Source organism: Virgisporangium aurantiacum (assembly GCF_016863635.1).
Taxonomy (GTDB): Bacteria; Actinomycetota; Actinomycetes; order Mycobacteriales; family Micromonosporaceae; genus Virgisporangium; species Virgisporangium aurantiacum.
The window spans coordinates 1-23,324 of record NZ_BOPG01000032.1 but is presented as its reverse complement, the minus strand read 5'-3'; the positions used below and the strand labels follow the sequence as shown (position 1 = coordinate 23,324).

Here is a 23,324-nt window from a genome sequence, read left to right as displayed (position 1 = left end):
CCCGGCCTTCGCCCTGTAGCTCGAACAACGGCACGCCGTTTCGACACGCGGTCCAAAAAATCTTCAAAGAATTCGGGGACGCCGCTACAGCGGCCGGATGTACACGATGAAGTCGCGGTACTCGCCGACCTGGTCGTAGAGCCGGCGGGCGGTGTCGTTGTGCTGCTGGGTGTGCCAGTACAGCCGTCCGCAGCCCCGCTCGCGGGCCCAGTCCGACACGGCCTCGATGAGGCTCCGGCCGACGCCCCGGCCCCGCACGTCGGCGTCGGTGAACAGGTCCTGGAGGTAGCACAGGTCGGACGAGGTCGTGCTGGCATGGACCAGGAATTGCGCGATGCCGACCAGGCGGCCGTCGAGGCGGGCGCCGAGGACGTGGATCCGGTCGTCGCGGCGGAACTCCTCCCACGCCTGCTCGTAGCGCTCGGCCGGCCAGGTGCGGTCGTAGAAGGCGTTGTAGCCGGCGAACAACGCCTCCCAGGTCGCGCGGTCCTCGGGCTGCAGCGGGGCGACAGTGATCATCTGCCCAGTGTCGCCGATGACACGGGCTCCATCGCCGACCGGACCGAACGCAGGTTGGTGCGGACCACCACGCTGAGCATGAACACGCCGCACACGGCCTGCTCGACGCGCAGCCAGCCGGGGAACGCGCCCGGCCAGGCGACGACGGCGACGATCGCGGCCAGCACCACGATCGAGATGACGCGCAACCGGCGGAACGAGGCGCGGTGGCCGGCGGCCGCGCGGCGGGCGAACAGCAGGAGCACCGCCGCGCTGGCCGCGACCAGCGGGGTGCGGATCCAGACGGCCGGGGTGACGAGGGCCGGGTGGTGGCGCAGCACCACCGCGGCGACGACGGTGGACACGCTGATCACCAGGAAGGCGGCCAGCAGCTTGACGACGGTGTTCAGATGGTCGTTCCTCATGCCGCCCAGCCTGCGTCCCGGTGCCACGGTCGGGCATCGGCGCGCGGACCGAAGTCCCGTCTCCACCCGGGGGTGAAGACGCGCCTACACCCGTGCGCCGATGCCGGTACGGCGAGCCTCGCTCTAGGTTCGAGAGGTGCAGACCGAGGAGCCCGCGCTGACCCGCCTGCGGGTCGTCCGGTGGATGCAGTTGCTGACCCCGCTGATGCTGGCCTGGTTCGGCTGGGGCGCCGCCACCGCCGACCCCGGATTCGGGCTCACCGGGAGGCGGCTGATCGTCGTCCTGGCCGCCGCCGTGTTCGTGGTCGGGGTGTTCGGTCGCAACGCCACCGCCGGGCCGCCGACCGGGACGGCGCACGCGGTGTTCGTCGGTGCGATGCTGGTCAGCTCGGTGACGCTGGTGGCGGTGCAGCCGGGCGGCCCGGGCTCGGTGGCGGTACTGGTCGCGGTGCTGTGCGCCGCGACCGCGCTGATGCCGGTACGGGTGGCCGTCCCGGCGTTGATCGCGGCGTTCGTGGTGCTGGAGATGGTGGCGACGATCACCGGGCAGGGCTTCGGCTTCCTGGCCGTGCTCGCCGGGTTCGCCGTTCTGTTCGGTCTGATGTACCTGGCGTTCCGGCTCGCCGAGGCGCAGCGCGAGACCAAGCGGCTGCTCGCCGAGCTGGAGGCCGGCCAGGCGGCGCTGGCCGAGGCGGCCGGGCTGGCCGAGCGGCAGCGGCTGGCCCGGGAGATGCACGACGTGCTCGCCCATTCACTGTCCGGGCTGACGCTGCAACTGGAGGGCGCCCGCATGCTGGTCACCGACGATCCGACCGACCCGCGGCTGCCGGTCGCCGTCGACCGCGCCCACCACCTCGCCCGGACCGGCCTGGAGGAGGCCCGCCGGGCCATCGGCATGCTGCGCGACGACGACCTGCCCGGGCCGGAACGGCTGCCGGCGCTGGCCGAGCAGTTCGCCCGTGACCAGGCCGTACCGTGCGACTTCACGGTGCTTGGGGAGCCGCACCCGTTGGCGTCGCAGGCGCGGCTGGCCCTCTACCGGGTGGCCCAGGAGGCGCTGACCAACGTCACCAGACACGCGTCGCCGAGGCGGGTCTCGCTGCGCCTCGCCTACGAGCCGACGGCCACCCGCCTGACCGTGGAGGACTTCGCGGCCGGGCCGCCGGTGGTTCCCTCGGCTTCCGACGGTTACGGGCTGACCGGGATGCGCGAGCGGGCCGAACTGCTCGGCGGCACCCTCGACGCGGGTCCGACCGGCCACGGGTTCCGGGTCGAGCTGGCGGTGCCGGCGTGATCCGGGTGCTCATCGCCGACGACCAGCGGGTGGTCCGGGAAGGGCTGGGCATGGTGCTCGGCCTGATGAAGGGCGTCGAGGTGGTCGGCGCGGCCGCCGACGGCGCCGAGGCGGTGACGCTGGCCCTGTCCGCACGCCCGGACGTCGTGCTCATGGACCTGCGGATGCCGCGGTGCGACGGGGTCGAGGCGACCCGCCGCCTGCGCACCGAGGCACCCGAGGTCAGGGTGGTGGTGCTGACCACGTACTCGGACGACCGGTCGGTGCTGGAGGCGTTGCGGGCCGGTGCCCGCGGCTACCTGACCAAGGACGCCAGCGGTGAGCAGATCCACGAGGCGCTGCGGCAGGTTCTCGACGACCAGGCCGTCATCGACCCGGCCGTCCAGCGTCATCTCGTCGACGCCATCGCGGCTTCGCGGCCGGCTCAGTCGACGTTGCGGGACGGGCTCACGCCGCGCGAGGCCGAGGTGCTGTCGCTGATGGCCGGTGGGCTGTCCAACGCCGAGATCGCCGCTCACCTGGTGGTCAGCGAGGGAACGGTGAAGAGCCACATCAACCGCCTGTTCGCGAAGATCGGCGCCCGCGACCGGGCCCAGGCCGTCGCGTACGCGTTCCGGCACGGCCTTTCGTAGCCCCGCTCCGGACCAGCTCACCCTCGTCGCGGTCCATTGACAAAAAAGTCCTTTACGTAAAGACTCATTTTCGTCATGAGAGATGTCGTCTACCTCGACCAGATCGAGCAGGCCGAGGCACTGCTCAAGCCGCAGCGGATCGAAGTGCTGCGGCTGCTCGCCGAGCCCCGGTCGTGTACCGAGGTGGCGGTCGAGCTCGCCCAGACCCCGCAGCGGGTCTACTACCACGTCAAACGGCTGGTGGAGGCCGACCTGGTCCGCCAGGTGGCCGAGCGCCGGGTGCGCGGGATCAACGAGGGGATCTACCAGGCGGCCGGCCGGTCCTACTGGCTGTCCCCCGCCCTGGTCGGCCGGATCGGCCTGCGCCAGACCCGCGACCAGCTCAACCTGGGCTACCTGGTCGACCTGATGGAGGACGTCCAGGCGGACGTCGCCGCGCTCGACCTCACCCGGCCCGACCTGCCCTCGATCGCCGTGTCCGGAGACATCCGGGTGCGCCCGGAGGAGCGCAAGGCGTTCCTCGACGAACTGCAGCAAACCTTGCAGGACCTGTTCACCCGCTACGGCGGTGCCGACGGCGACGCGTTCCGACTGGCCGTCGCCTGCTATCCGAAGGGAACCCCCGATGACCGAACCTGACCTGCGCCTGCGCGCGGTCGTTCCGGCCCCGTTGAAGGTCACGTACGAGGCGCTGACCGACCCGGCCGCGTTGCGTGTGTGGCTGGCCGAGCACGCCGAGGTCGACCTGCCCGGCACGTACGCGTTCTGGGGCCGCTACACCCCGGATGGCGCCGAGCCGCACCAGCGCGTGCTGCACGTCGACGAGCGCACCATCCGGTTCGCCTGGACCGTCGACGGGGTGGAGACCACGTCGCAGTTCGAGCTGGCCGAGGACGCGGACGGCACGCTGGTGACGCTGAGCCAGACCGACCTGCCCAGTTTCGAGGACGTCATCGCCGACAAGGCCGGTGCCCGGGGCGCGCTGCAGACGTTCTGGATGCTGGCGATCGCCAACCTGGCGGACTATCTGGCCGGCCGCGAGCTCACGCCGAAGTGCGACTTCACGTCGACCGAGTTCACCGCGTCGATGGTGATCGACGCGTCACCGGAGACGGTGTTCGAGTCGATGACGCAGTCGGAGCAGTTCCGCCGGTGGTCCGGCGCCAACATCGACATCGAGCCCCATGTGGGCGGCCGCTTCGCGATGGGCGGGTTCGACCTGGACCCCGGCGGCGCCAAGTTCGTCGAGTTCGAGCCGGGCCGCCGGGCGACGCTGCGGTTCGCCGACGGCATGCTCGACAAGTGGGAGCTGGAAGGCTCCGACGGCAAGACCCGGCTCACCGTGACGCAGAGCGGGTTCGACCCCACCAACCCGCCGTACCCGGGCTGGGCCGGCTGGCTGACCGGCCTCGCCGCGCTGCGCCGCTACCACGAGCTCGAGCAGTGGCGCCCGATCTGGCGTCAGATCGAGATCGCCGGCGTACCCATGGGCATGTTCACCACCGACGACTGAGCCGAGTGCCCCGGAACCCGTTCCGGGGCACTCATCCGCGTCCGTTCCGGCGGATGATGGAGGGCATGCTTGCGATGAGCCCGCCCTCGCGCGACATCGTGCTGTCGACCGGGTCCGTCGCGCTCGTTCCGCTCGACGCGGGCCACCTCGACGACATGTGGGCGGCGATGACCGAGTCGGCCGGGGCGTTGCGCGGCACGATGGCGTGGTGGCGTGACGACCAGACGAAGAACGACATCGCCGCGTGGACGTCGTACGCGGAATCGGCGTGGCAGCAGGGAACCCTGTACGCGTTCAGCGTCGTCGATGCCGCCGGCGGGCGTTACCTCGGCGCGTGCTCGCTGGAGAACGTCGACGCGACCCGCGCGTCGACGAACCTCAGCTACTGGGTGCGGTCGTCGGCGACCGGTCGCGGAATCGCCAGCGGCGCGGCCCGGCGGCTCGCGCGGTGGGCGGTCGACGACCTGGGGCTGGCCCGCGTCGAGATCACCATGGTGGCCACCAACGCGGCGAGCATCGCGACCGCCCGGAAGTCGGGCGCGGTGTTCGAGGGGCGCCTGCGGAACCGGGCCCGCTGGTCGGGCGAGTCCCACGACATGATGGTCTTCTCGTTCGTGCCGCGGGACTTCACGTCGTCCGCCGGCTAGGTGGGGCGCCCGGCGATCTGCTGGTCCGGCTCGGCGGCGTCATCCTCGGAAGCGGCGTCATCCTCGGAAGCGGCGTCGTCCGGTGGACCGGTGGCGCTGTCCGTCGGCTCCGGCAGGGCGTCGTCCGGTTGCCAGCGGGCGATCCGGAACAGCGCGGCGCCGACCGCGATCGCCCCGATCACCGTCAGCGTCACATACGACGGTGGGTGGGTGACCGAGCTGTCCCGGGCCCACACCAGGGCGACCCACACCACCCCGAAGTAGAGGACCTGCAACGCGACCAGCGCGTGCGCCACGCGTCGGGGCAGGACGGCGATCACGGTCGCCGCCAGGAGGAACAGCAGCATCGCGGTCGCGTACGAGCCCTGGAAGGCGAACGTGAGCGCCGGCGCGTTGCCGAACATGAGCAGGACCCAGCAGAGAAGCGCCCCGGCGGTGACGCCGAGCAGCAGCCGGAAGCGGGCCGGGTCCGCACGGGTCCACAACCGCCGCCGGACGAACGGGAGCAGGAGCAGCAGCCAGCCCACGTTGAGCGTCTCCAGCGACGGGGCGACGTGGCAGAACTCCTTGTGGCGCAGCACGTTGCCGGGTCCGAGGGTCGGCGACACGCAGCCCTCCGACGTGTAGAACAGTGCGCCGACGTTGTCGGCCTTGTTGAGCGCGATCCGCTTCACGGGCGTGTCGGTGTACGCATCGACGAGAACAGCCGGGAACGACCGGGGGTCCTCCTCCGCCTGTCCGGCGAGATGCCACTTGAGCAGCCGGTCGCCGGGCGGGTCGTACAGCCGCTGGTACGCCGTCCAGGTGCCGATCAGCACCAGGGCCAGCACCCCGATCGTCAGCAGCTGACGCAGTGGGGGGCGGTACCGCGGAAGCAGCAGTGCCACGCCGACCGGTATCAGCGTGAACACGGCCCCGGAGTGCGACAGCATCGCGAGCGCCACGGCCAGCCCGGCAAGGCCCACCGTCCATGCGGTCAACGGCCGCGGCGGTTCGCCCGGCGCGGGTCGGCGATCGCCGGGGAACAGCAGCCCGATGGCCAGCAGCACGAACGCGCCGGCGAGCAGCTTCGGCCACACGAAGTACGTGTTGAGCAGGAAGAAGCCGTTGAACACGCAGAGTGCGAAGACGATCGCGAACCGGCGGCCGGACAGGCGCAGCATCCGGCACATCGCCCACAGCGCCGGAATCCACAGCAGCTGCAGGAGCTGGCCGATCACCTGGTAGCCGGTGACCTCCCACGCCGTGGTCAGGGTCAGCGGCGACTGCTGCAGCGCCACGGCCGCCTGCAGCGGCGGACGGTCACTGCCCTGGAAGGTCCAGAACGTGTCGCGCGCCCGTCCGTGGGCGACGTTCTCGGCGAACATCTGGGGCAGGACGTTGTCGCCCGGCAGCTGGGACACGTGGCAGCTGTCGTGCACGATCGTCGCCGGCGAACGCCAGGTGCAGCCGTCCGTGACCCCGATGTAGAACAACGCGACGAGGAACATCAACAGCAGCGGCAGGCCGATGTCCGCGCTCCGCAGCAACCGGCGACGGTCGCCCCGCAGCAGCGCGACGACCGCCGCCGCCGCGACGACGGCCGTGCCGGCGGTGTAGGCCAACCCGGCACTGCGGTGGAGCAGATACGCCCAGAATGCCAGGTACGCGACGAGGCTGCTGATCAGCGCCGCCACCAGCACGGTGAGGTGGGCGGGGATGCGTTTCCGACCGAGCAGGACCAGCGCGGCGAGCAGGCCGGGTGCCAGGAACCATGCGCCCTGCAGCAGCAGCAACGGTGGAACCAGGAAACCTGACCGCATCCGTCCCCCTCGGGTATATGTCGCCTGAAATACACCTATTTACCGCCATCGCAGCACGGCCGGGAAGGCCGCCGGCACAGCGTAGGCGATACGACACGAGAGTCTCCTTCGTGTATGGTCTCCCCGTTCTTTGGGGAGAAACGGCGTGGGGACGGGGAGCATGGGTCAGTTCCAACGGGCCGCGGTGATCGTGGGTGGATGTGGCCGGGTCGGCCTGCCGCTCGGCGTGGCGCTGGCGTCCCGCGGGCAGACCGTGACCCTGTACGACATCAACGCCGCCGCCGTCGACGTCGTCAACTCGGGTCGCCTGCCGTTCACCGAGGACGGCGCCGCCGAGCATCTGGCCGAGGCGGTCCGGGCCGGCACCCTCGTCGCCACCACCGACCCGGCGAGCGTCGCCGCCGCCGAAGTGATCGTGGTAGTGGTCGGCACCCCGGTCGACGAGCACCTCAACCCCGATCTCGGCGCCGTGCCCCGCGCGCTGGAACGCTGCATCGACCACCTGCGTGACGGTCAGCTCGTCGTCCTCCGCAGCACCGTGCACCCGGGCGTGACGACGCTGACCGAGCGCCTGCTCACCCGGCACGGGTTCGACATCGACGTGGCGTTCTGTCCCGAACGCATCGCCGAGGGACACGCGATGACCGAGCTGTTCGAGCTGCCGCAGCTCGTCTCGGCGCGGGGCGAGCGCGCCATGCGCCGCGCGTCCGAGTTCTTCTCCGTGCTCACCGACAAGATCGTTCCGCTCCAGCCCGAAGAGGCGGAGCTGGCGAAGCTGTTCACCAACACCTGGCGGTACATCAAGTTCGCCACGGCGAACCAGTTCTGGATGATGGCCAACGACGCGGGGCTCGACTTCGAGCGGATCCGCCACGCCATCCGGTTCGAGTACCCGCGTGCGGCCGACATTCCCGGCCCCGGGTTCGCGGCCGGCCCGTGCCTGCTCAAGGACACGATGCAGCTGGCTGCCTTCAACAACAACAACTTCGTGCTCGGCCACACGGCGATGCTGATCAACGAAGGCCTGCCGTTGTACGTGGTGTCGCGGCTGGAGCAGTCGTTCGACCTGGGCAAGCTCACCGTCGGCATCCTCGGCATGGCGTTCAAGGGCGGCAGCGACGATCCTCGGGAGAGCCTCGCCTTCAAGCTCCGGAAGATCCTCATGCTCAAGGCCAACGAGACCGTGTGCACCGATCCGTACATCGACGACCCGCGTTTCCTCCCGCTGCCGGAGGTGCTGGAGCGGGCCGACCTGTTGGTGATCGCCGCGCCGCATCCGGAGTACCGGGACCTGACCACCGACAAGCCGGTCGCCGACATGTGGGGCATCGCCGGGCAGGGAATGCGGTTGTGAAGCCCCAGGTGAGCGTCGTCATCCCGGTGTACCAGGAGGGCGATGCCATCGTGTCGTGCCTGCGCCGGATCCGGCGGGAGGTCACCCTGCCGTGCGAGATCCTGGTGGTGCACGACATTCCGGACGACTCGACCGTTCCGTACGTGGAGGCGATCGGGGCGGAGGACCCGCGCGTGCGCGCCGTCCTCAACACCTACGGTCGCGGGCCGGCCAACGCGATCCGGTTCGGCGTCGACGTCGCGGTCGCACCGGTGGCCGTCGTCACGATGGCCGACGGCTCCGACGATCCCCGCCAGATCGACGAACTCGCCCGGCTGGTCGACCGGGGCGTGGTGGTCGCCGCCGCCTCCCGCTACATGCCGGGCGGCCAGCAGGTCGGCGGCCCGCGTCTCAAGCGGATGATGTCGCGCTACGCCGGCCGGTCGCTGCACTGGTTCGCGCGCGTCGGTACGCGGGACGCCACCAACAGCTTCAAGGCGTACTCGACGGACTTCGTCCGCCAGGTCGGCATCGAGAGCCGCAGCGGGTTCGAGATCGGTCTCGAGCTCACCGCGAAGGCGGCGCGGATGCGGCTGCCGGTCGCCGAGCTGCCGACCATCTGGCTCGACCGCCAGCTCGGCGAGAGCCGCTTCGACCTGGCCCGCTGGCTACCGAGCTACCTGCGCTGGTACCGCTTCGCCTACGGGCGGCAGCTGACCGCCGAGCAGATCCGGGCCGGCGCGGCGGACCGGGCGCGGAAGTACGCGGACGCGGACGTGGCACCGACCCCGGTCGCCGAGTACGTGCCACCGCAGCAGCCGTAGCGTTCCCGCCGGTCTCGTGCGTCGGCGTCATCGTGTTCAAGTAGGGAGAGGTTCGTGGCGAAGGTTCTGATCACCGGTTCCGCCGGGTTCATCGGCGGTTATGTCGTGGAGGAGCTGCTCCGCCGCGGCCACCAGGTGGTGGGTGTCGACAACTTCTCCAAGTACGGGCCGGTGAGCCACAGCTACGACGACGATCCGAACTACCAGTTCGTCGAGGGCGACGCCCGCGACGCCCAGCTGCTGAGCGGCCTTCTCGCCGACTGCGACCACTTCATCGCCGGTGCCGCCATGATCGGCGGCATCTCGTACTTCCACGCCTACGCCTACGACCTGCTCGCCACCAACGAGCGGATCATGGCGGCGTCGTGTGACGCGGCGATCGAGGCGCACCGGCAGGGCCGGCTGCAGAAGGTCACCTACCTGTCGTCGTCGATGGTGTTCGAGTCGACCACGCACTGGCCGTCGAAGGAGGGCGACGAGCGGACCATCCCGCCGCCGCTGTCGTCGTACGGGTTCCAGAAGCTGGCCGTGGAGTACTACGCCCGCGCCGCCTGGGACCAGTACAAGTTGCCGTACACGATCGTGCGCCCGTTCAACTGCGTCGGCGTCGGCGAGGGTCGTGCGCTCGGCGAGGCCGAGGTGCTCTCCGGCAACGTGAAGCTCGCGATGTCCCACGTCGTGCCCGACCTCGTGCAGAAGGTGCTCAAGGGGCAGGATCCGCTGCACATCCTCGGCGACGGCAACCAGGTGCGGCACTACACGTACGGCGGCGACCTCGCGCAGGGCATCGTGACGGCGATGGAGCACGAGGCGGCCCGCAACGAGGACTTCAACGTCTCCACCGCCGAGTCCACGACGGTCCGCGAGCTCGCCGAGGTCATCTGGCGCAAGATCAAGGGCGCCGACGTGCCGCTGCGGCTCGTCAGCGACGACCCGTACGAGTACGACGTGCAGAAGCGGGTTCCGGACGTGTCCAAAACCCGCGACGTGCTCGGCTTCACGGCCACCACGTCCCTCGACAAGATGCTTGACGAGGTCATCCCGTGGGTGCGCCAGGCGGTCGCCGACGGGCGGCTCTAATCGCACGCTCACAATTTCGGTCCGGACCGTTGCGGAGATAAATACCCTTCGATACTGTCCGGCTCATGAAACGGGGACTGGCAAGGCTCACCACATCTCTGCTCGCCGTCGGCGTGCTGCTGGCCGGTGCGCTCACCGGCTCGCTCACCGGCGCCGACCGCGCCTACGCGGCGAGCGAACCCGCACCGGGCGGCAAGACCAACTTCACGGTCTCGGTCGGCGGGTTCGCGGCCAACACCACCACCAACTGGTTGCGCATCAGCGAGTACACCTTCGACCCCGCCCAGGGGACCGTGACCGGACGGTGGTGGCGGTGGAACCAGACGTCCATGCGTGACATCCGGGTGGACACCCCGGTCGCGGCCGCCGGCTGCGGCCCCACCCAGTGCTACGCGCGGACGGCGAAGCGGTACCTGTCGCCGCCGTCGGAGACCGTCACCGGCACCTACCACGTGGTCGACAACGCGCTGACGATCTTCTGGGGCACGCTTCAGGAGAACTGGACCGTCACGCCGGTGCTGAGGACCGACGGGTCGGTGGACACCAGCCTGGTCCAGCTCGTGTGGGCCGGCGCCGGCACCGGCTACACCGCGACCGTCGGCTACGGCTTCGGGTCCAACGCCAGCTTCTCGGTGAGCGCGAGCATGGCCCAGTTGATGCTGCCGGAGAACAAGGTCAACTATCCGTACGCCTACAGCGGCATCCACGCCGGCACCCTCACCTCGGGTACCAGCAACCTCACGTTGTGGAACTTCAACCAGTGCCAGGACGGGCGGTGCCTCGGATCGACCTCGCGGACCAAGCCGGGCAAGGGCTGCACCGACTACCCGCCGGGTGACAGCGCGGACATGGCGACGATCAACTACTACCTCGCCCAGTTCGCCGGCGACCGCCGCAACGCCTACGAGCACTGGTTCCGGTGCCTGGGCTACCGGACCAACACCGGCCAGACGTGCTACAAGCTCAACTCGCACGTGAAGCCGCTGCTGCAGGTGATCGACGACGCCGGCCGGTTCCGCGGCTGGGTCGGCGCGGAGACCGCGTACTACTCCCTGCACGAAGGACAGTCGGACGGCAGCCCCACCCAGGACTCGCTGAACGTCATCAAGGCGGGCCCCCGGCTGCTCGCTCCGTAGCGGCCGGCAGCCGCACCGCGACGCGGAGGCCCCCACCGGCCCGGCCGGTGAGGGAAAGGGTTCCGTCGTGGGCCTCGGTGATCCGCTTGACGATCGCCAGGCCGAGGCCCACGCCCGCGTCGTCGGTGCGGCTGCGGTCCGCACCGCGCCGGAACGGCTCGACGAGCGTGGGCACCGACTCCGGGGTGAGCGTCGCGCCGGTGTTCTCGACGGTGAGCACCACGGCGGTGGGTCCGACGCTCGTCGTGACCCACACGGCACCCGCGTCGGGCAGGTTGTGGACGATCGCGTTGTGCACGAGGTTGGTCGTCAACTGCAGCAGGAGCGCGTGTGACCCGACGGCGGGTGCCACGTCGCCGCCGGTTTCGATGGTGACGCCGTGCTTCTCGGCGAGCGGCAGCAGCGTCTCGGTGGCTTCCTCCGCGACGAGCGACAGGTCGACGCGTTCCCGCGGGAACGACCGCCGATCGGCGCGGCTCAGCAGGAGCAACGCCTCGGTGAGGTTGATCGCCCGGGTGTTCACGTCGCGCAGCCGCTCGACGAGCGTGCCGGGGTCCCGCGTCGGATCGAGCCGGGCCACGTCGAGAAGCGCCTGCGAGATCGCCAACGGGGTGCGCAGTTCATGGGACGCGTTGGCGGCGAACCGCTGCTGTTCGGCGACGTGTGTCTCCAGCCGCGCGAGCATGGTGTCGAAGGCGTCGGCGAGTTCGCGGATCTCGTCGCGGCGGCCCGGTAGCCGGATCCGGTGCGAGAGCGATCCGTGCGTGGCCCGGCGGGTGGCATCGGTGATGCGGGTCAGCGGGGTGAGCATCCGGCCGGCGAGGATCCACCCGCCCACGAGCCCGAACAGCAGCAGGAACACCAGCATCTGGGCCGCCCGCGGAGCGAAGGCTTCCAGGAGATCGTCGCGGGTGGGACTGTGCAGGAAGGGCACGTCGGATCCGGCCGGGTCGCGGGTCCCCGGCGGCGGGTCGGGGACGTAGCGCAGGAGGAACACCCACACCGTGGCGAGCAGCAGCACCCCCGCGACCATGAGGAACCCGGCGTAGCTGAGGGTCAGCTTGAGGCGGACGCTCAGGCCGGGAGCCCTGGTCACGGCGCCGTGTCGATCCGGTAGCCGACGCCGGCCACGGTGGCGATGATCCACGGTTCGCCGAGCCGTTTGCGCAGGGCCGAGACCGTGATGCGCACGGCGTTGGTGAACGGGTCGGCGTTCTCGTCCCAGGCCCGCTCCAGAAGGTCCTCGGCGCTGACGACACCCCCTTCGGCGGCGACGAGAACCTCGAGGACGGCGAACTGCTTGCGGGTCAGCGCGACGTACCGGCCGTCGCGGTGGACCTCGCGGCGGAACGGGTCCAGCCGCAGGCCCGCGATCTCCCGCACGGGTGGCCGGCTGTGGCCGCGCCGGCGGTCGAGCGCCCGGATCCGGAGCACGAGCTCCTGGAGCTCGAAGGGCTTGGTGAGGTAGTCGTCGGCGCCGAGTTCGAACCCCGAGGTCTTGTCGTCGATCCGGTCGGCGGCGGTGAGCATGAGGATCGGGATGCCGCTGCCGGACGCGACGATGCGCCGGGCGACCTCGTCGCCGGTGGGTCCGGGAATGTCGCGGTCCAGGACCGCGATGTCGTACGAGTTGACCCTCAGCAGCTCCAGCGCCGTGTCGCCGTCGTTGGCGATGTCGGCGGCGATCGCCGCCAGCCGCAGCCCGTCACGGACCGCCTCGGCCAGGTACGGCTCGTCCTCGACGATCAGTACGCGCATGTCTGGAGCCTATTCGGCGCGGTGCGCCACCAGGGGCGCGACGCCAGCGCGGCCAGGGCGGCGCCGGCGGCGTTGATCAGGACGTCGTCGATCGAGGACACCCGGTCCAGCCGCAGGACGTACTGTGCGGTCTCGATCAGGACCGAGCAGCCGCCCGCGAGCGCCAGGATCCGCGGCGCCGACGCCAGCGCCGCGAATCGCATCGGGGCGAAGAACCCGAGCGACGCGAAGACCAGCAGGTTGCCGCCGATCCCGAGCGACCCCATGGTGACGAGGTCCCGCAGCGGGACCAGGCTCACCCGACCGGGCACGACGCCGGCCCCCGCGCCTGGCATCAGGGTCATCCACAGGAAGGGCAGCGTCCCGTAGACCATCCCCACCTCGGCCAGCGACATCCGCCACGCCGAGGCGACGCCGGCGGCCCGGCGCCGGTGCGCCAATGCCCACACCACCACCGCGGCCAACGGCAGTCCCACCAGCGTCATGAGCACCACGCCGTTCTCCGTGTCGTAGCAGCCGTTCCAGTGCCCGCCCAGGCAGCTCGGAACCGACATCATGAGCATCCGCCGACCGGTGAACACCGCGCCCGCCACGCCCAGGACCGCCAGGCCCACGAGCACGATCCCGAGCGTGCGGTTCGGCGGTGCCGACAGGGTTTCGCTGTTGTTCATGCCCTCATCGAAGCGGGCGGCCCGTTGCGGTGGCGTATGCGTTTTTCGATACGCCGACGACAGGTGGCGCCCGCCCGGGGACGGGCAGACGCCACCCGCGCCGCGATCAGAAGTTGTGGACGATCTCGTTCGTCCGGAGCCGGACGGGGTTGAAGTCGGTGGTGCAGTCGTTGAATTTGACCACCACGTACACCTCGTCGGTGCCGTCGTCCTCGTTGAGCACCCGCCAGTTCACCCGCTTGTCGAACTCGATGCCGAGACCGTTGGCGCCGAGCCGCGGCCACCCCGGCGAGATCGGCAGGTACGTGAGGAAGTCGTCGTCGCCCGGCGGCGGGCCGGACTGGAACCCGGGCGTGTTCCTGGTGTCCGAGCCCCACAGTTCGGCCGAGAAGTTCGCCGGGCAGTTCAGGATCGCCTGCTGCGCGTAGTCCGGCGGCACGTTGATGTCGAGGCCGACGTGGACGTCCCAGTCGCCGTCGCTGTAGCCGCCGATCAGGATGCATTCGTTGTAGCTGGTGGTGTGCCAGAGGTACCCGCCGAAGTTGCACGCCTGCTGGCCGATCGGCGCGGCCGACGCGGGGGACGCCGCGACGAACAGCGCGCCGAGGACGACCGCCACGAGGCCCGCCGCCGTGACAGCCCGCCGGGTCGTGCGGCGGAACCGGATGCCGAGAATGGTTCGCATCGTTACTCCCTACTCTGGTTCGGCAATTGCCGGCGGACGCTAGCCGGACCGGTTCACGCACCGGTCATCAAAAGGTCATCCCGCAGGTCGGGGCCTGGCGACGGGCGACGGGCCCGACCGGTTGCCGACCGGAAGGTGACAGCAGTCGATCCGCGGGGCGGCCTAGAGTCCCGGTGTGGTGGCGACGGGCATCGACATCGTGGTGCTCGGGCCGGTCGAACTGTCCGGTGTGGACCTGGGTCCGCGCCGGCAACGGTTCGTGTTCGGCGTCCTCGCGCTCCAGGCCAACCGCGTCGTGCCGGTTCGCCGCCTGACGACGCTGATCTGGCCCGACGGTGGGCCGCGAACCGCGGTCCACGCGGTCCGCGTCGCGGTGTCGCGCCTGCGAGCGGCTCTGAAGGACGCGGGACGCGGGGACGTCCGCATCGCCACCCGGGGCGACGGTTACGTGCTGCTCGCCGACCCGGCCTGCATCGACGCCGGCCGCTTCCTCGCGCAGCTCGAACTCGCCCGCGGGTGCGACGATCCGCGCGAGCGGATCACCGTCCTCGAAGCGGCCCTCGCGTTGTGGACGGGCGCACCGCTGGCCGGCACCGCCGTGCCGGAGATCCGCGAACTCGAGCACGCGCGGCTGGCCGCCCGCCGGGACCTGATCGACGCCCGGCTCGCCGCCGGCGAGGGCGCGCGACTCGTGCCGGAGCTGACCCGGTTGACCGCCGAGCACCCGTACGACGAGCAGGTCCACGGGTGGCTGATGCTGGCGCTGTACCGGGCCGGTCGGCAGGCGGACGCGCTGGCCGTGTACCGGCGCCTGCGCCAGGCGCTGGATCTCGACCTCGGGATCGAGCCGGGCCAGCCGCTGCGCGATCTCGAACGCGCGATCCTGCGGCAGGACCCGGCCCTCGACCCGCACCCTCCCCCGGCCTCCGGGCCGACGGCCGAGCCGGCCACCGAACCCACCACCGGGCCGGTGCCGGCCCAGTTGCCGCCCGCGCTGCCGGCGTTCGTCGGACGCGCGGGCGAACTCGCCGACCTCGACGCCGCGCTCACGCCGTCGACCACGGGTGTTCTCGTCGTCTCGGGCACGGCCGGTGTCGGCAAGACCACGCTGGCTGTCCAGTGGGCGCACCGCGTCGCCGACAGGTTCCCCGACGGCCGCCTCTACGTGAACCTGCGCGGCTTCGACCCGGCCGGAACGCCGCTCGACCCGGCCGCCGCGGTACGTGGGTTCCTCGACGCGTTCGCCGTGCCCGCCGACCGGGTCCCGCCCACGCTCGAGGCGCAGACCGCGCTGTACCGGAGCCTGCTGGCCGACCGACGCGTCCTCGTGGTGCTCGACAACGCCCGCAGCGCCGAGCAGGTCCGGCCGCTGCTGCCCGGCGGCACCCGGTGCCTGACGGTCGTGACCAGCCGCAGCCGGCTCGCGCCGCTCGTCGCCGCGGAGGGTGCCACGCCGGTCACGCTCGACCTGCTCACCGACCCCGAGGCGCGGGAACTGCTCGGCCGCCGGGTCGGCCGCCGGCGGGTCGACGCCGAACCGGTCGCCGCCGGGGAGATCGTCGCGCGGTGTGCGGGGCTGCCGCTCGCGCTGGCCGTCGTCGGCGCCCGCGTCGTGACCCGGCCCCGGTTCACTCTCGCCGACGTCGCCGGCGAACTGCGCCGTCCGGTGGACGGGCTCGACGCGTTACGGGCCGGCGACGCGCACACCGACGTCCGATCGGTGTTGTCGTGGTCGTACCGCACCCTCTCGACGGCGGCCGCGCGGCTGTTCCGCCTGCTCGGCCGCCACCCCGGCCCGGACGTGACGGTCGCGGCGGCCGCGAGCCTGGCCGGCGTGCCGGCCGGGCGCGTGCGGGAGCCGCTCGACGAGCTCACCGGCGCGCATCTGCTCACCGAACACGCACCCGGCCGGTACGTCACCCACGACCTGCTCCGCGCGATCGCCGCCGAGCGGTGCGACCGCGTCGACCCGCCGGCCGAGCGCACGGCGGCGAGCCACCGCGCCCTCGACCACTACCTCCGCACCGCCCACGCCGCGGCCGTCGCGCTCGACCCGCACCGGGACGCGATCGCGCTGGCGCCCCCGCTGCCTGGCGTGACACCGGAACCGGTCGACGATCACCTGCGGGCGCTCGCCTGGTTCGACGCCGAGCGCGCCGTCCTGCTCTCGGCGGTCGACCATGCGGCGGCGAACGGCTTCGACGCGCACGTGTGCCAGCTCGCCTGGGCGCTCGCCGACGTCCTCGAACGGCGCGGCCGGTGGCCGGAGTTCGCCGCGACCCAGCGGGCGGCGCTCGCCGCGGCCCGGCGGGCCGGCGACGTGGGCGAACAGGCCCGGGCGCACCGGACGTTGTCCCGCGCCTATCTCCGGCTGCGGCGGCTGCCGGATGCGCACCGGCACCTCGGACACGCCGCCGACCTGTCCCGGTCGCTCGGCGACACCGCCGGGCAGGCCCACGCGCACCTGAACCTGGCGGAGTTGTCCGCGCGGCAGGGCGCGGAGCGGGACGCGTTGGACCACGCCCGGCGGGCCCGCGACCTGTTCCGGACGGCCGGTCACCGGTCGGGGCTCGGCCTCGCCCTCAACGCCGTCGGCTGGTTCCACGCGCGGGTCGGCGAGTACCCGCAGGCGCTCGACGCGTGCACGGGTGCGCTCGCCCTCATGCGGGACCTCGGCGACCGGGCCGGGCAGGCCGCCACCTGGGACAGCCTCGGGTACGCCCACCTGCACGCCGGCAACCGGGGCCGGGCGGTCACCTGCTACCGGCGCGCCGTCGCCTTGTACCACCTTCTCGGTGACCGGTACGAGGAGGCGACATCGCTGGCGAACCTCGGCGACGCCTTCGCGGGCCGGCACGCGTCGGCCGACCGGGCGGCCGACGCGTGGACGCGGGCGCTGGCGATCCTCGACGAACTCGGGCATCCCGACGCGGACGGCGTCCGGAGCCGGCTGCGGCGGGACTACCCGTCGCCCGCGCGGCCGTGACGTGCGTAGAGGCACAGATGGCCGACGAACGCCGGCTGCGGGAGGGCCCAGTCGAGATGGAGATCACCGTCGACCCAGGCGGTGGTGCGGGTCGCCCGCACGTCCCGACCGGTGTCGCGGAGCGCGTCGAGGACCTCGTCCACCGGCCAGCCGAACAGGTCGATGTCGTCGAGCCCGACAGGAACGTGGGGGCGGTCCGGCGTGCGGCTCGCGGACACGCCGGTGAGCACGCCGGACTCACCGGCGAAGAGACAGACCCGGAGGCCGTCGAGAGCGAACGCCCGTGCCCAGGCGGCGCCGCAGACGAACGTGTCGCGCAGGTCCGCGAACGGCTCGACGCTGCCGCGGACCTCGTCGAGCGTCATGCCGAACCGGAGCGACCGGCCCGCCCACGGCAGCCCGGCACCGCGACCCGGCACCAGCGTCAGCACCATGAACCCACGCTGGCACAGGTCGGGTCGCGGTGGAAGCGGCTCCGCCGCCGTCGGCAGCGGAGCCGCTCCCCCTTCGCCTACGCGATCTCGTAGGCGCGGATGATCGTCTGCTTGACGCTGTTGCCGGCAGTGTCGGTCGACGCCGCCCGCAACGAGACGAACCCGGCCTTCGCGGGGTGCCTCAGGAGCACCACGCCGTGCTGGCCCGACCGCACCACCGGCGCCCGGCGCCAGGTGGCCCCGTCGTCGAAGGACACCTCGACGGTCAGCGTGCGGGCCCGGCCCGCCGCCGAGTCGGGTTGCCCCTGGACCTCCACCGGTACCGCCCAGACCTTTCCGGCCGGGGCCGTGTTGGTCGGGCTGAGCGGTGGCGTGAACCGGATCACCGACAGCGGCAGGTTCACCGGCTCGGTGCCCGGCACGGTGCCGGAGCGGAACGACCACTCCGTGTTCACCGTCGTCGACAGCTTGTTCGGGGCGGTGCGGTTGGTGTCGACCCGGACGGTGAACGCGGCGGCACCGGGCGGGACCTCGGGCAGGTAGACACCCAGCGTCGGCTCGTCGTAGATCACCTGACCGGCGCGGGTGACCACGGTGTGCCCGGTGGAGTTCGAGAACACCGACCAGTTGCCCGCGCCCGCGAACGTCCCCACGCCCACGAACATCTCGTTACCCAGCCGCGCGGCACCGTCGAACGGACCGAACGCCGGCCCGAACACCGCGGCGTTCTGCCGCTCCGACGTCCGGCGACCGGCCGTGTACGCGATCGGCGCCGCGATGTGGATGTTGTCCGGGTCCAGCCAGTCACCCTCGTACAGTTCTTTGTTCCAGGTGAGGCCCGGTCGCACCGCGAAGTAGTCGGTGCGCGTCCCGGGCAGCGTGACCGGCACGACGCGGCCGACCGCCTGCCCGCCCGACTCGAAGGTGCCCATGGCCACCGTGGAGCCGTTCGGAATCCCCTGGGACGAGTACGAGGTGTCGACCCGGGCCAGGTCACGATCGGTGAACCGGCCCGCGTACCCGGTCGGCGCATACCCCTTGAACTCCTCGGCCACGGAGTAGGAGTACGGGCTGGGCGTCACCAGCGGGCCCTCGTCCGGCACCGGGCCCTTGACCAGTTGGCTGCCGACCGACGAGACCAGCATCGGCTGCCGCTCGGCCGGGTCGATCTGCCCGATGAACAGCCCCTTGAGGCTGGTGTCGAACAGCACGAAGCTGGACCGCCACTCGTCGGCCTTGGTGAAGGTCAGGTCGACGTAGCCCACGACCTGCGCCGCGTCGGCCGCCGGCACGCTGACCGACATCGGCTTGGCCACCCGCGCGTCGACGGTCAGGGTCAGGTCGCGGTCGATCGCGACCGTCGGATCGACCACGCGCCACCATTTGAAGGCGTCGAAGTCGACGATGTTCCCGATGAGGGCGTACCGGCCCTTGGGCACCCGGGCCTCGATCCGGTCGGGCGAGTCGAGGTCGATCGGTTCGCCGGTGTCGAGGTTGACCAGCGTCGCGTACCCGTCGGTGGTCGGCCGGCCGTTCTGGTCGATCCGGTTCACGGTGACGGTGTAGCTCTCGAACTCCTTGTCCACCGCGAACGGCGTCACCACCTGGGCGGTGCCGGCGGTCGCGACGAGCCGCCCGCCGTAGCGCCCGTCCGGCACGTTCGCGCGGGTGTCGGAGGTCAGCGTCACGGCGGCGGTTCCGCCGGCCGGCACGGTGACGGTGGACGCGGACAGGCTGAACAGGCCGGCCGGCAGGTCACCGGAGAGCCGCAGGTCGAGTGTCACGGCGGCGGCACCGGCGTTCCGGTAGGTGACCGTGCGCGCGTCGGGCGTGTCGTCGGCGTGCGGCCACTGCTCCAGCCCGAAGCTGACGCTCGCCGGGCTGGTCGTCACCGTCTGGGTGATCGACCGCGCGACGTCGACCCGGCCGGCGCCCTGCGCGTAGGTCGCGATGTCCGGGTTCGGCTTCGCCGACGCCATCAGCGCGGCCTTGATCTCCGTCGCGGTCCAGGTGGGGTGCTGCTGGGCGAGGATCGCCGCGGACCCGGCCACGTGCGGGGTGGCCATCGAGGTCCCCGAGGCCGAGACGTGCGTGGTGCCCGGCGGCGCGCCGATGTCGGCGGTGCGGCTGAGCGCCGCGGTGATGTCGACGCCCGGCGCGGTGATGTCGGGCTTCAGTGCCGCGTCGCCGACGCGCGGGCCGCGGCTGGAGAACGGCGCCAGGTTGTCGGACTTGTCGACCGCGCCGACCGTCAGCGCCGCGTCGGTGCTTCCCGGCGATCCGACGCTGCCCTCGCGCGGATCGTTGCCGGCCGCGACCACGAAGAGCATCCCGAACTCGGCGGTGAGCCGCTCGACCGCGGCCTCCACCGGGTCCTGCGCGGGCGTGTCGGGCCCGCCGAGGCTGACGTTGGCCACCTTCGCGCCCTGCTCGGCCGCCCACTGCATGCCGGCGATGATCGTCGATTCGGTGCAGTCCTCCAGGCTGCACACCTTCGCGGACAGCAGTGACGCGCCGGGCGCCACTCCCTTGTAGCCGCCCGGAGCGGCGCCGGTGCTCGCGATCGTGGCCGCCACGTGGGTGCCGTGGCCCACCAGGTCGGAGTTGTCGGGGTCGGTGGTGAAGTTCGCGGCCGCGACGACGCGTCCGGCCAGATCGGGGTGACCGGCGTCGACGCCGCTGTCGACCACGGCCACCTTGATGCCGGTCCCGTCGAAGCCGGCGGCCCACGCGGCCGGCGCGCCGATCTGCGGGACGCTCTCCGTCAGCACCGGCTTGCGCTTGCCGTCCAACCAGATCTTCGACGCCGGTCCCCCGCGCGCCGTACCCTCTGCGCGCACGGTCGCCGACAGGCCCTGCCACACGGCGCCGATGCCCTTCTTGGCGACCGTCACCGCCGTGCCACCGGGGATGGTGCGGGCGACGGTGACGCCCGCCGCGGTCGACCGGGCCGCGCCGGCCGTTCCGGTGACGATGAGCGGGAGATCGCCGCGCTTGTCGTCGTAACCGAACTCGATCAACGTGGTGACGTCGAACAGCCGGCCGTCGACCGTGCCGGCCCGCAACAGCGCCCGCACGTCGCTCGGCACCACCCGCAGGTGCCCGTCGACCCGGCTGGCGTCGAACGTCACCCGCTCGCGGCCGGGTCCCGGCTCGATCCGGAGCCGCTGGGAGCCGCTCACGGTCACCTTGTCGCCGGTGACCAGCGTGACGGTCGCCGGCTCGCCGCTGTCCTTCGTGCTCTTCGTCGCCGACCGGTCGAACGTGCCGGTGCCCGGCCTGGCCTGGGCGATGCCCGGCGCACCGATCAGCGCGGTGGGGGCGAGCAGCACCGCGGCCAGCAGACCGCCGAGCGCTCGTGTTCGGGATCGCATCCGCTCTCCAGTCATGTCGATGGATGTCCTATACATCGACACCTGTCGAGACGGGCAAAAGGTTGCCTTCTCAGATGGTCTAATCCACGCAGGTGGGGCAGCCGGGGTGCACCGTGCGGCCGGCCATGGTCACCACGGGCGTGGCCGCCACCAGGGGTGAGTCGGCCGGGAGGTGGCCGGCGTTCACCGGTTGCGGCGGGCCAGTCGGTTGGTCCAGCCAGCCGATCCCGATGCAGTCGAGGCGGCTCTTCAGATGGTCGATGAGGCAGACCGCCACGGTCTTGGGCGGGACGCCGACGGGCGCGGCGTACCCCTCCGTCCACGGATAGTGCATCGCGGCCGCGGTCGCGCTGCCGTGGGCGTCGTAGACGGCGACCGCGAACACGTCGGTGGCGACCGGCGGACGGCAGGGACGGAGCGTCCCGGTGATCGTTCCGGCCCACACCTCGCGGACGAAGGTGCCCGGCTGGTAGTCGGCCAGGACACCGGTCGTCGACGTGGGTTCGCCGGCGCAGCCCAGCCAGGTGGGACCGTCGTCGGTGGTGGTGACCGTCGGCGCGCCGAGGGCCAGCAGGAAGGCGGCCGTCCATACGAGTTTCATGAGGTGTTCCCCCCGTCGGTGGTGGATCGGGAGCCCAGCACCAGGCCGAGCTGGAAGCGGGTCTGCACCCCGTAACGCTCCATGAGGTCGCGGACCGTGTAGGCGATCGTGCGGACGCTGAGACCGAGTTTGGCCGATACCGCGCTGTCGGTCGCACCGGTGGCGAGCAGGGCGACGATCGCCTGCTCCCGGGCGCTCAGCGCGGCCGGCGGCACCCAGCCGCGGGGTCCCGGTTCCATGGCGGCGCTCCAATGTCGCAGGAAGAACGAGACCAACTCGTCGACCACGGCGGGCGCGGAGATCTCCCAGACCCCGTGGGAGAACAGGGCGGCCGGGTTGAGCGGAACGAACGCGGTGGCGCGATCCATGATCATCAGCTTCGTCGGCTGACGCGGAAGCTCGCGGTACCGCAGGCCGTAGCCGTACAGCTCCCTGGTCTGTTCCTCGCTCCGGTCCTCGGCGCTCGGTGGTACGCCGAGGGTCCACGCGGTGACGCCCCGCTGCAGTGCCGCCCGGCCGGCCGGGATCCCGGCCTTGGCGCTGGCGGCGGAGAACGCGGGCTCCGGGCTCATCGCCAGGTGCTCGCGGCGCTCGGCGGCGACCAGTTCGGCCAGCCGGGCGCGCACGGCCGGGACGCCGTGGATCGGCCGCGCCGTCCGCAGGGCCGTCCCGGCGGAGACGACGATGTCCAATGTGGACAGTTGCCGCGGCAGCCGGTACCGGGCGCCGGCGAGCTGCGCCTGCCGGGCCCGCAGCACGGTCACCACCGTCGTCGGGCTCGTGGCCCGCCACGTCCGCTCGTGCGGCCCCGGCAGCACCGAAGCGGCACCGAGGCCGTGCAGTTCCTCCAGGCCGGCCCGGATCTTCTTGACCGGCAGTTGCAGCGTGCGCGCGAGCGCGGCGTCCGACTTCGCGCCGAACGTGGTGAGCATCCGATACACCAGGTCCCCGTGCGCCGAGACGCCCCATCGGGTGAGCGTCGGTACCGGCATGTCTGCCTCCCCCGTCGAATGGCGGCATTATTTGCGGACGCCGGAACCGGCGTCATCAGACGAACGGGTGACCGGCGGCCGCCCGGGCCCGGGTCCATGCCCGGGTCCGTGCCTGCGGTCGACGCATCGACCCTGGTCGCGATCCGTGTCCGCCGGAGGTTGCGGCGCATGCGTGTCGGCGTCCCGACACCGCGTGGTTGCGTCTTTGTGCAACGCCGGTCCGGCTCGCGGATATCGGTAGGACACAATGTGACGTCCGGGCTTTGCGATTTCGGCTCATATCACTACGGTCCATACGCGGGAGGAATCGATGGTCCGTAGACGAACAATGCTGGGTGCGACCGCCGCGACGGTCGGGGTCCTGACGACCGCCGCGTGCGGGAACGACAAGCCGGCGAAGTTCATAGCAGGCACCGACGGTGACGCGGCGGGCGACGCACCGGCGTCGAACTCGTCGCCGCTCGCGGTGACCTTCGCCCCGGCGACCGGCGCGGCCAACGTGTCCGTCACCGAGGCGGTCACAATCAGTGTCAGCGGCGGCACGCTCGGTGCGGTAGCGGTCACGGCCGCCGGCAAGACGCTGGCCGGCTCGCTCGACGGTGAGCAGCGCATCTGGCGGTCCACCGCCCCCCTCGAGTA

22 protein-coding genes are annotated in these 23,324 nt (G+C 71.7%); 11 read left to right on the top strand and 11 right to left on the bottom strand.

The features are described 5' to 3' along the window. Nucleotides 1–84: 84 nt before the first annotated feature. Both Vau01_RS24945 and Vau01_RS24940 read right to left on the bottom strand, forming a co-directional pair. Nucleotides 85–519 (bottom strand): GNAT family N-acetyltransferase, encoded by a 435-nt coding sequence (locus Vau01_RS24945; protein WP_203996883.1) that lies wholly within the window; start codon nucleotides 517–519, stop codon nucleotides 85–87. Further along, a complete protein-coding gene (locus Vau01_RS24940) occupies nucleotides 516–923 on the bottom strand; it encodes a hypothetical protein (protein ID WP_203996882.1) in 408 nt (135 codons plus the stop codon). Before Vau01_RS24940 ends, Vau01_RS24945 begins: the two co-directional genes overlap by 4 nt. Nucleotides 924–1,059: 136 nt before the next feature. Here Vau01_RS24940 and Vau01_RS24935 point away from each other — a divergent pair, with 136 nt between their 5' ends. From Vau01_RS24935 to Vau01_RS24915, 5 genes are all read left to right on the top strand, one after another. Beyond that, a complete protein-coding gene (locus Vau01_RS24935; protein ID WP_203996881.1) occupies nucleotides 1,060–2,217 on the top strand; it encodes a sensor histidine kinase in 1,158 nt (385 codons plus the stop codon). Further along, complete coding sequence (locus Vau01_RS24930) at nucleotides 2,214–2,849, top strand: response regulator (protein WP_203996880.1); 636 nt, start codon at nucleotides 2,214–2,216, stop codon at nucleotides 2,847–2,849. The genes Vau01_RS24935 and Vau01_RS24930 overlap by 4 nt, the downstream gene beginning before the upstream one ends. Nucleotides 2,850–2,924: 75 nt before the next feature. Further along, complete coding sequence (locus Vau01_RS24925) at nucleotides 2,925–3,488, top strand: winged helix-turn-helix domain-containing protein (RefSeq protein WP_203996879.1); 564 nt, start codon at nucleotides 2,925–2,927, stop codon at nucleotides 3,486–3,488. Continuing rightward, complete coding sequence (locus Vau01_RS24920; RefSeq protein ID WP_203996878.1) at nucleotides 3,475–4,362, top strand: SRPBCC family protein; 888 nt, start codon at nucleotides 3,475–3,477, stop codon at nucleotides 4,360–4,362. The genes Vau01_RS24925 and Vau01_RS24920 overlap by 14 nt, the downstream gene beginning before the upstream one ends. Before the next feature lie 65 nt (nucleotides 4,363–4,427). Next, the gene (locus Vau01_RS24915) at nucleotides 4,428–5,009 is read left to right on the top strand and encodes a GNAT family N-acetyltransferase (RefSeq protein WP_203996876.1); all 582 of its coding nucleotides are present in this window, start codon (nucleotides 4,428–4,430) and stop codon (nucleotides 5,007–5,009) included. Here Vau01_RS24915 and Vau01_RS24910 read toward each other — a convergent pair. After that, a complete protein-coding gene (locus Vau01_RS24910; protein WP_203996874.1) occupies nucleotides 5,006–6,811 on the bottom strand; it encodes a hypothetical protein in 1,806 nt (601 codons plus the stop codon). The two genes, Vau01_RS24915 and Vau01_RS24910, sit on opposite strands and share 4 nt — an antisense overlap. A gap of 160 nt (nucleotides 6,812–6,971) precedes the next feature. Between Vau01_RS24910 and Vau01_RS24905 the strand changes: the two genes are divergently transcribed. The 4 genes from Vau01_RS24905 (at nucleotide 6,972) to Vau01_RS24890 (ending at nucleotide 11,184) form a co-directional block, all read left to right on the top strand. Next, a complete protein-coding gene (locus tag Vau01_RS24905) occupies nucleotides 6,972–8,165 on the top strand; it encodes a nucleotide sugar dehydrogenase (RefSeq protein ID WP_203996873.1) in 1,194 nt (397 codons plus the stop codon). 8 nt (nucleotides 8,166–8,173) lie between these two features. Further along, the gene (locus tag Vau01_RS24900; protein WP_239151830.1) at nucleotides 8,174–8,968 is read left to right on the top strand and encodes a glycosyltransferase family 2 protein; all 795 of its coding nucleotides are present in this window, start codon (nucleotides 8,174–8,176) and stop codon (nucleotides 8,966–8,968) included. Between the two features lie 54 nt (nucleotides 8,969–9,022). Next, nucleotides 9,023–10,048, top strand: a complete 1,026-nt coding sequence (locus Vau01_RS24895) for an NAD-dependent epimerase/dehydratase family protein (protein WP_239151829.1) — start codon at nucleotides 9,023–9,025, stop codon at nucleotides 10,046–10,048. A gap of 65 nt (nucleotides 10,049–10,113) precedes the next feature. After that, nucleotides 10,114–11,184 (top strand): hypothetical protein, encoded by a 1,071-nt coding sequence (locus Vau01_RS24890; RefSeq protein ID WP_203996868.1) that lies wholly within the window; start codon nucleotides 10,114–10,116, stop codon nucleotides 11,182–11,184. Here the strand turns inward: Vau01_RS24890 and Vau01_RS24885 are convergent. The 4 genes from Vau01_RS24885 to Vau01_RS24870 all read right to left on the bottom strand — a co-directional run bounded on the left by Vau01_RS24885 (nucleotide 11,153) and on the right by Vau01_RS24870 (nucleotide 14,298). Next, on the bottom strand, nucleotides 11,153–12,280 hold the full coding sequence (locus tag Vau01_RS24885; RefSeq protein WP_203996866.1) for a sensor histidine kinase: 1,128 nt from the start codon (nucleotides 12,278–12,280) through the stop codon (nucleotides 11,153–11,155). The two genes, Vau01_RS24890 and Vau01_RS24885, sit on opposite strands and share 32 nt — an antisense overlap. Beyond that, nucleotides 12,277–12,942 carry a response regulator transcription factor gene (locus tag Vau01_RS24880; RefSeq protein WP_203996864.1) on the bottom strand — a complete coding sequence of 222 codons (666 nt, stop codon included), beginning with the start codon at nucleotides 12,940–12,942 and terminating at the stop codon, nucleotides 12,277–12,279. Before Vau01_RS24880 ends, Vau01_RS24885 begins: the two co-directional genes overlap by 4 nt. Then, nucleotides 12,930–13,613 carry a VanZ family protein gene (locus Vau01_RS24875; protein WP_203996862.1) on the bottom strand — a complete coding sequence of 228 codons (684 nt, stop codon included), beginning with the start codon at nucleotides 13,611–13,613 and terminating at the stop codon, nucleotides 12,930–12,932. The genes Vau01_RS24880 and Vau01_RS24875 overlap by 13 nt, the downstream gene beginning before the upstream one ends. 106 nt (nucleotides 13,614–13,719) lie before the next feature. Further along, nucleotides 13,720–14,298 carry a hypothetical protein gene (locus Vau01_RS24870; protein WP_203996860.1) on the bottom strand — a complete coding sequence of 193 codons (579 nt, stop codon included), beginning with the start codon at nucleotides 14,296–14,298 and terminating at the stop codon, nucleotides 13,720–13,722. A gap of 175 nt (nucleotides 14,299–14,473) precedes the next feature. On the opposite strand from Vau01_RS24870, the gene Vau01_RS24865 reads away from it, so the two are divergent. Then, nucleotides 14,474–17,284 (top strand): AfsR/SARP family transcriptional regulator, encoded by a 2,811-nt coding sequence (locus Vau01_RS24865; RefSeq protein ID WP_239151828.1) that lies wholly within the window; start codon nucleotides 14,474–14,476, stop codon nucleotides 17,282–17,284. On the opposite strand, the gene Vau01_RS24860 is transcribed toward Vau01_RS24865, so the two are convergent. The 4 genes from Vau01_RS24860 to Vau01_RS24845 form a co-directional block, all read right to left on the bottom strand. Next, a complete protein-coding gene (locus Vau01_RS24860; protein WP_203996858.1) occupies nucleotides 17,260–17,718 on the bottom strand; it encodes a hypothetical protein in 459 nt (152 codons plus the stop codon). The genes Vau01_RS24865 and Vau01_RS24860 overlap by 25 nt on opposite strands. A gap of 77 nt (nucleotides 17,719–17,795) precedes the next feature. Beyond that, nucleotides 17,796–21,092: a S8 family peptidase gene (locus Vau01_RS24855; RefSeq protein WP_203996856.1), complete on the bottom strand. Its 3,297-nt coding sequence runs from the start codon at nucleotides 21,090–21,092 to the stop codon at nucleotides 17,796–17,798. Nucleotides 21,093–21,171: 79 nt separating this feature from the next. Continuing rightward, entirely contained in the window at nucleotides 21,172–21,693 is a 522-nt protein-coding gene (locus tag Vau01_RS24850; RefSeq protein ID WP_203996854.1) for a hypothetical protein, read from the bottom strand. Continuing rightward, nucleotides 21,690–22,685, bottom strand: a complete 996-nt coding sequence (locus Vau01_RS24845; RefSeq protein ID WP_203996852.1) for a helix-turn-helix transcriptional regulator — start codon at nucleotides 22,683–22,685, stop codon at nucleotides 21,690–21,692. Before Vau01_RS24845 ends, Vau01_RS24850 begins: the two co-directional genes overlap by 4 nt. Before the next feature lie 310 nt (nucleotides 22,686–22,995). Here Vau01_RS24845 and Vau01_RS24840 point away from each other — a divergent pair. After that, the coding region (locus Vau01_RS24840) for an Ig-like domain-containing protein (RefSeq protein WP_239151826.1) at nucleotides 22,996–23,324 on the top strand (329 nt) is incomplete at its 3' end.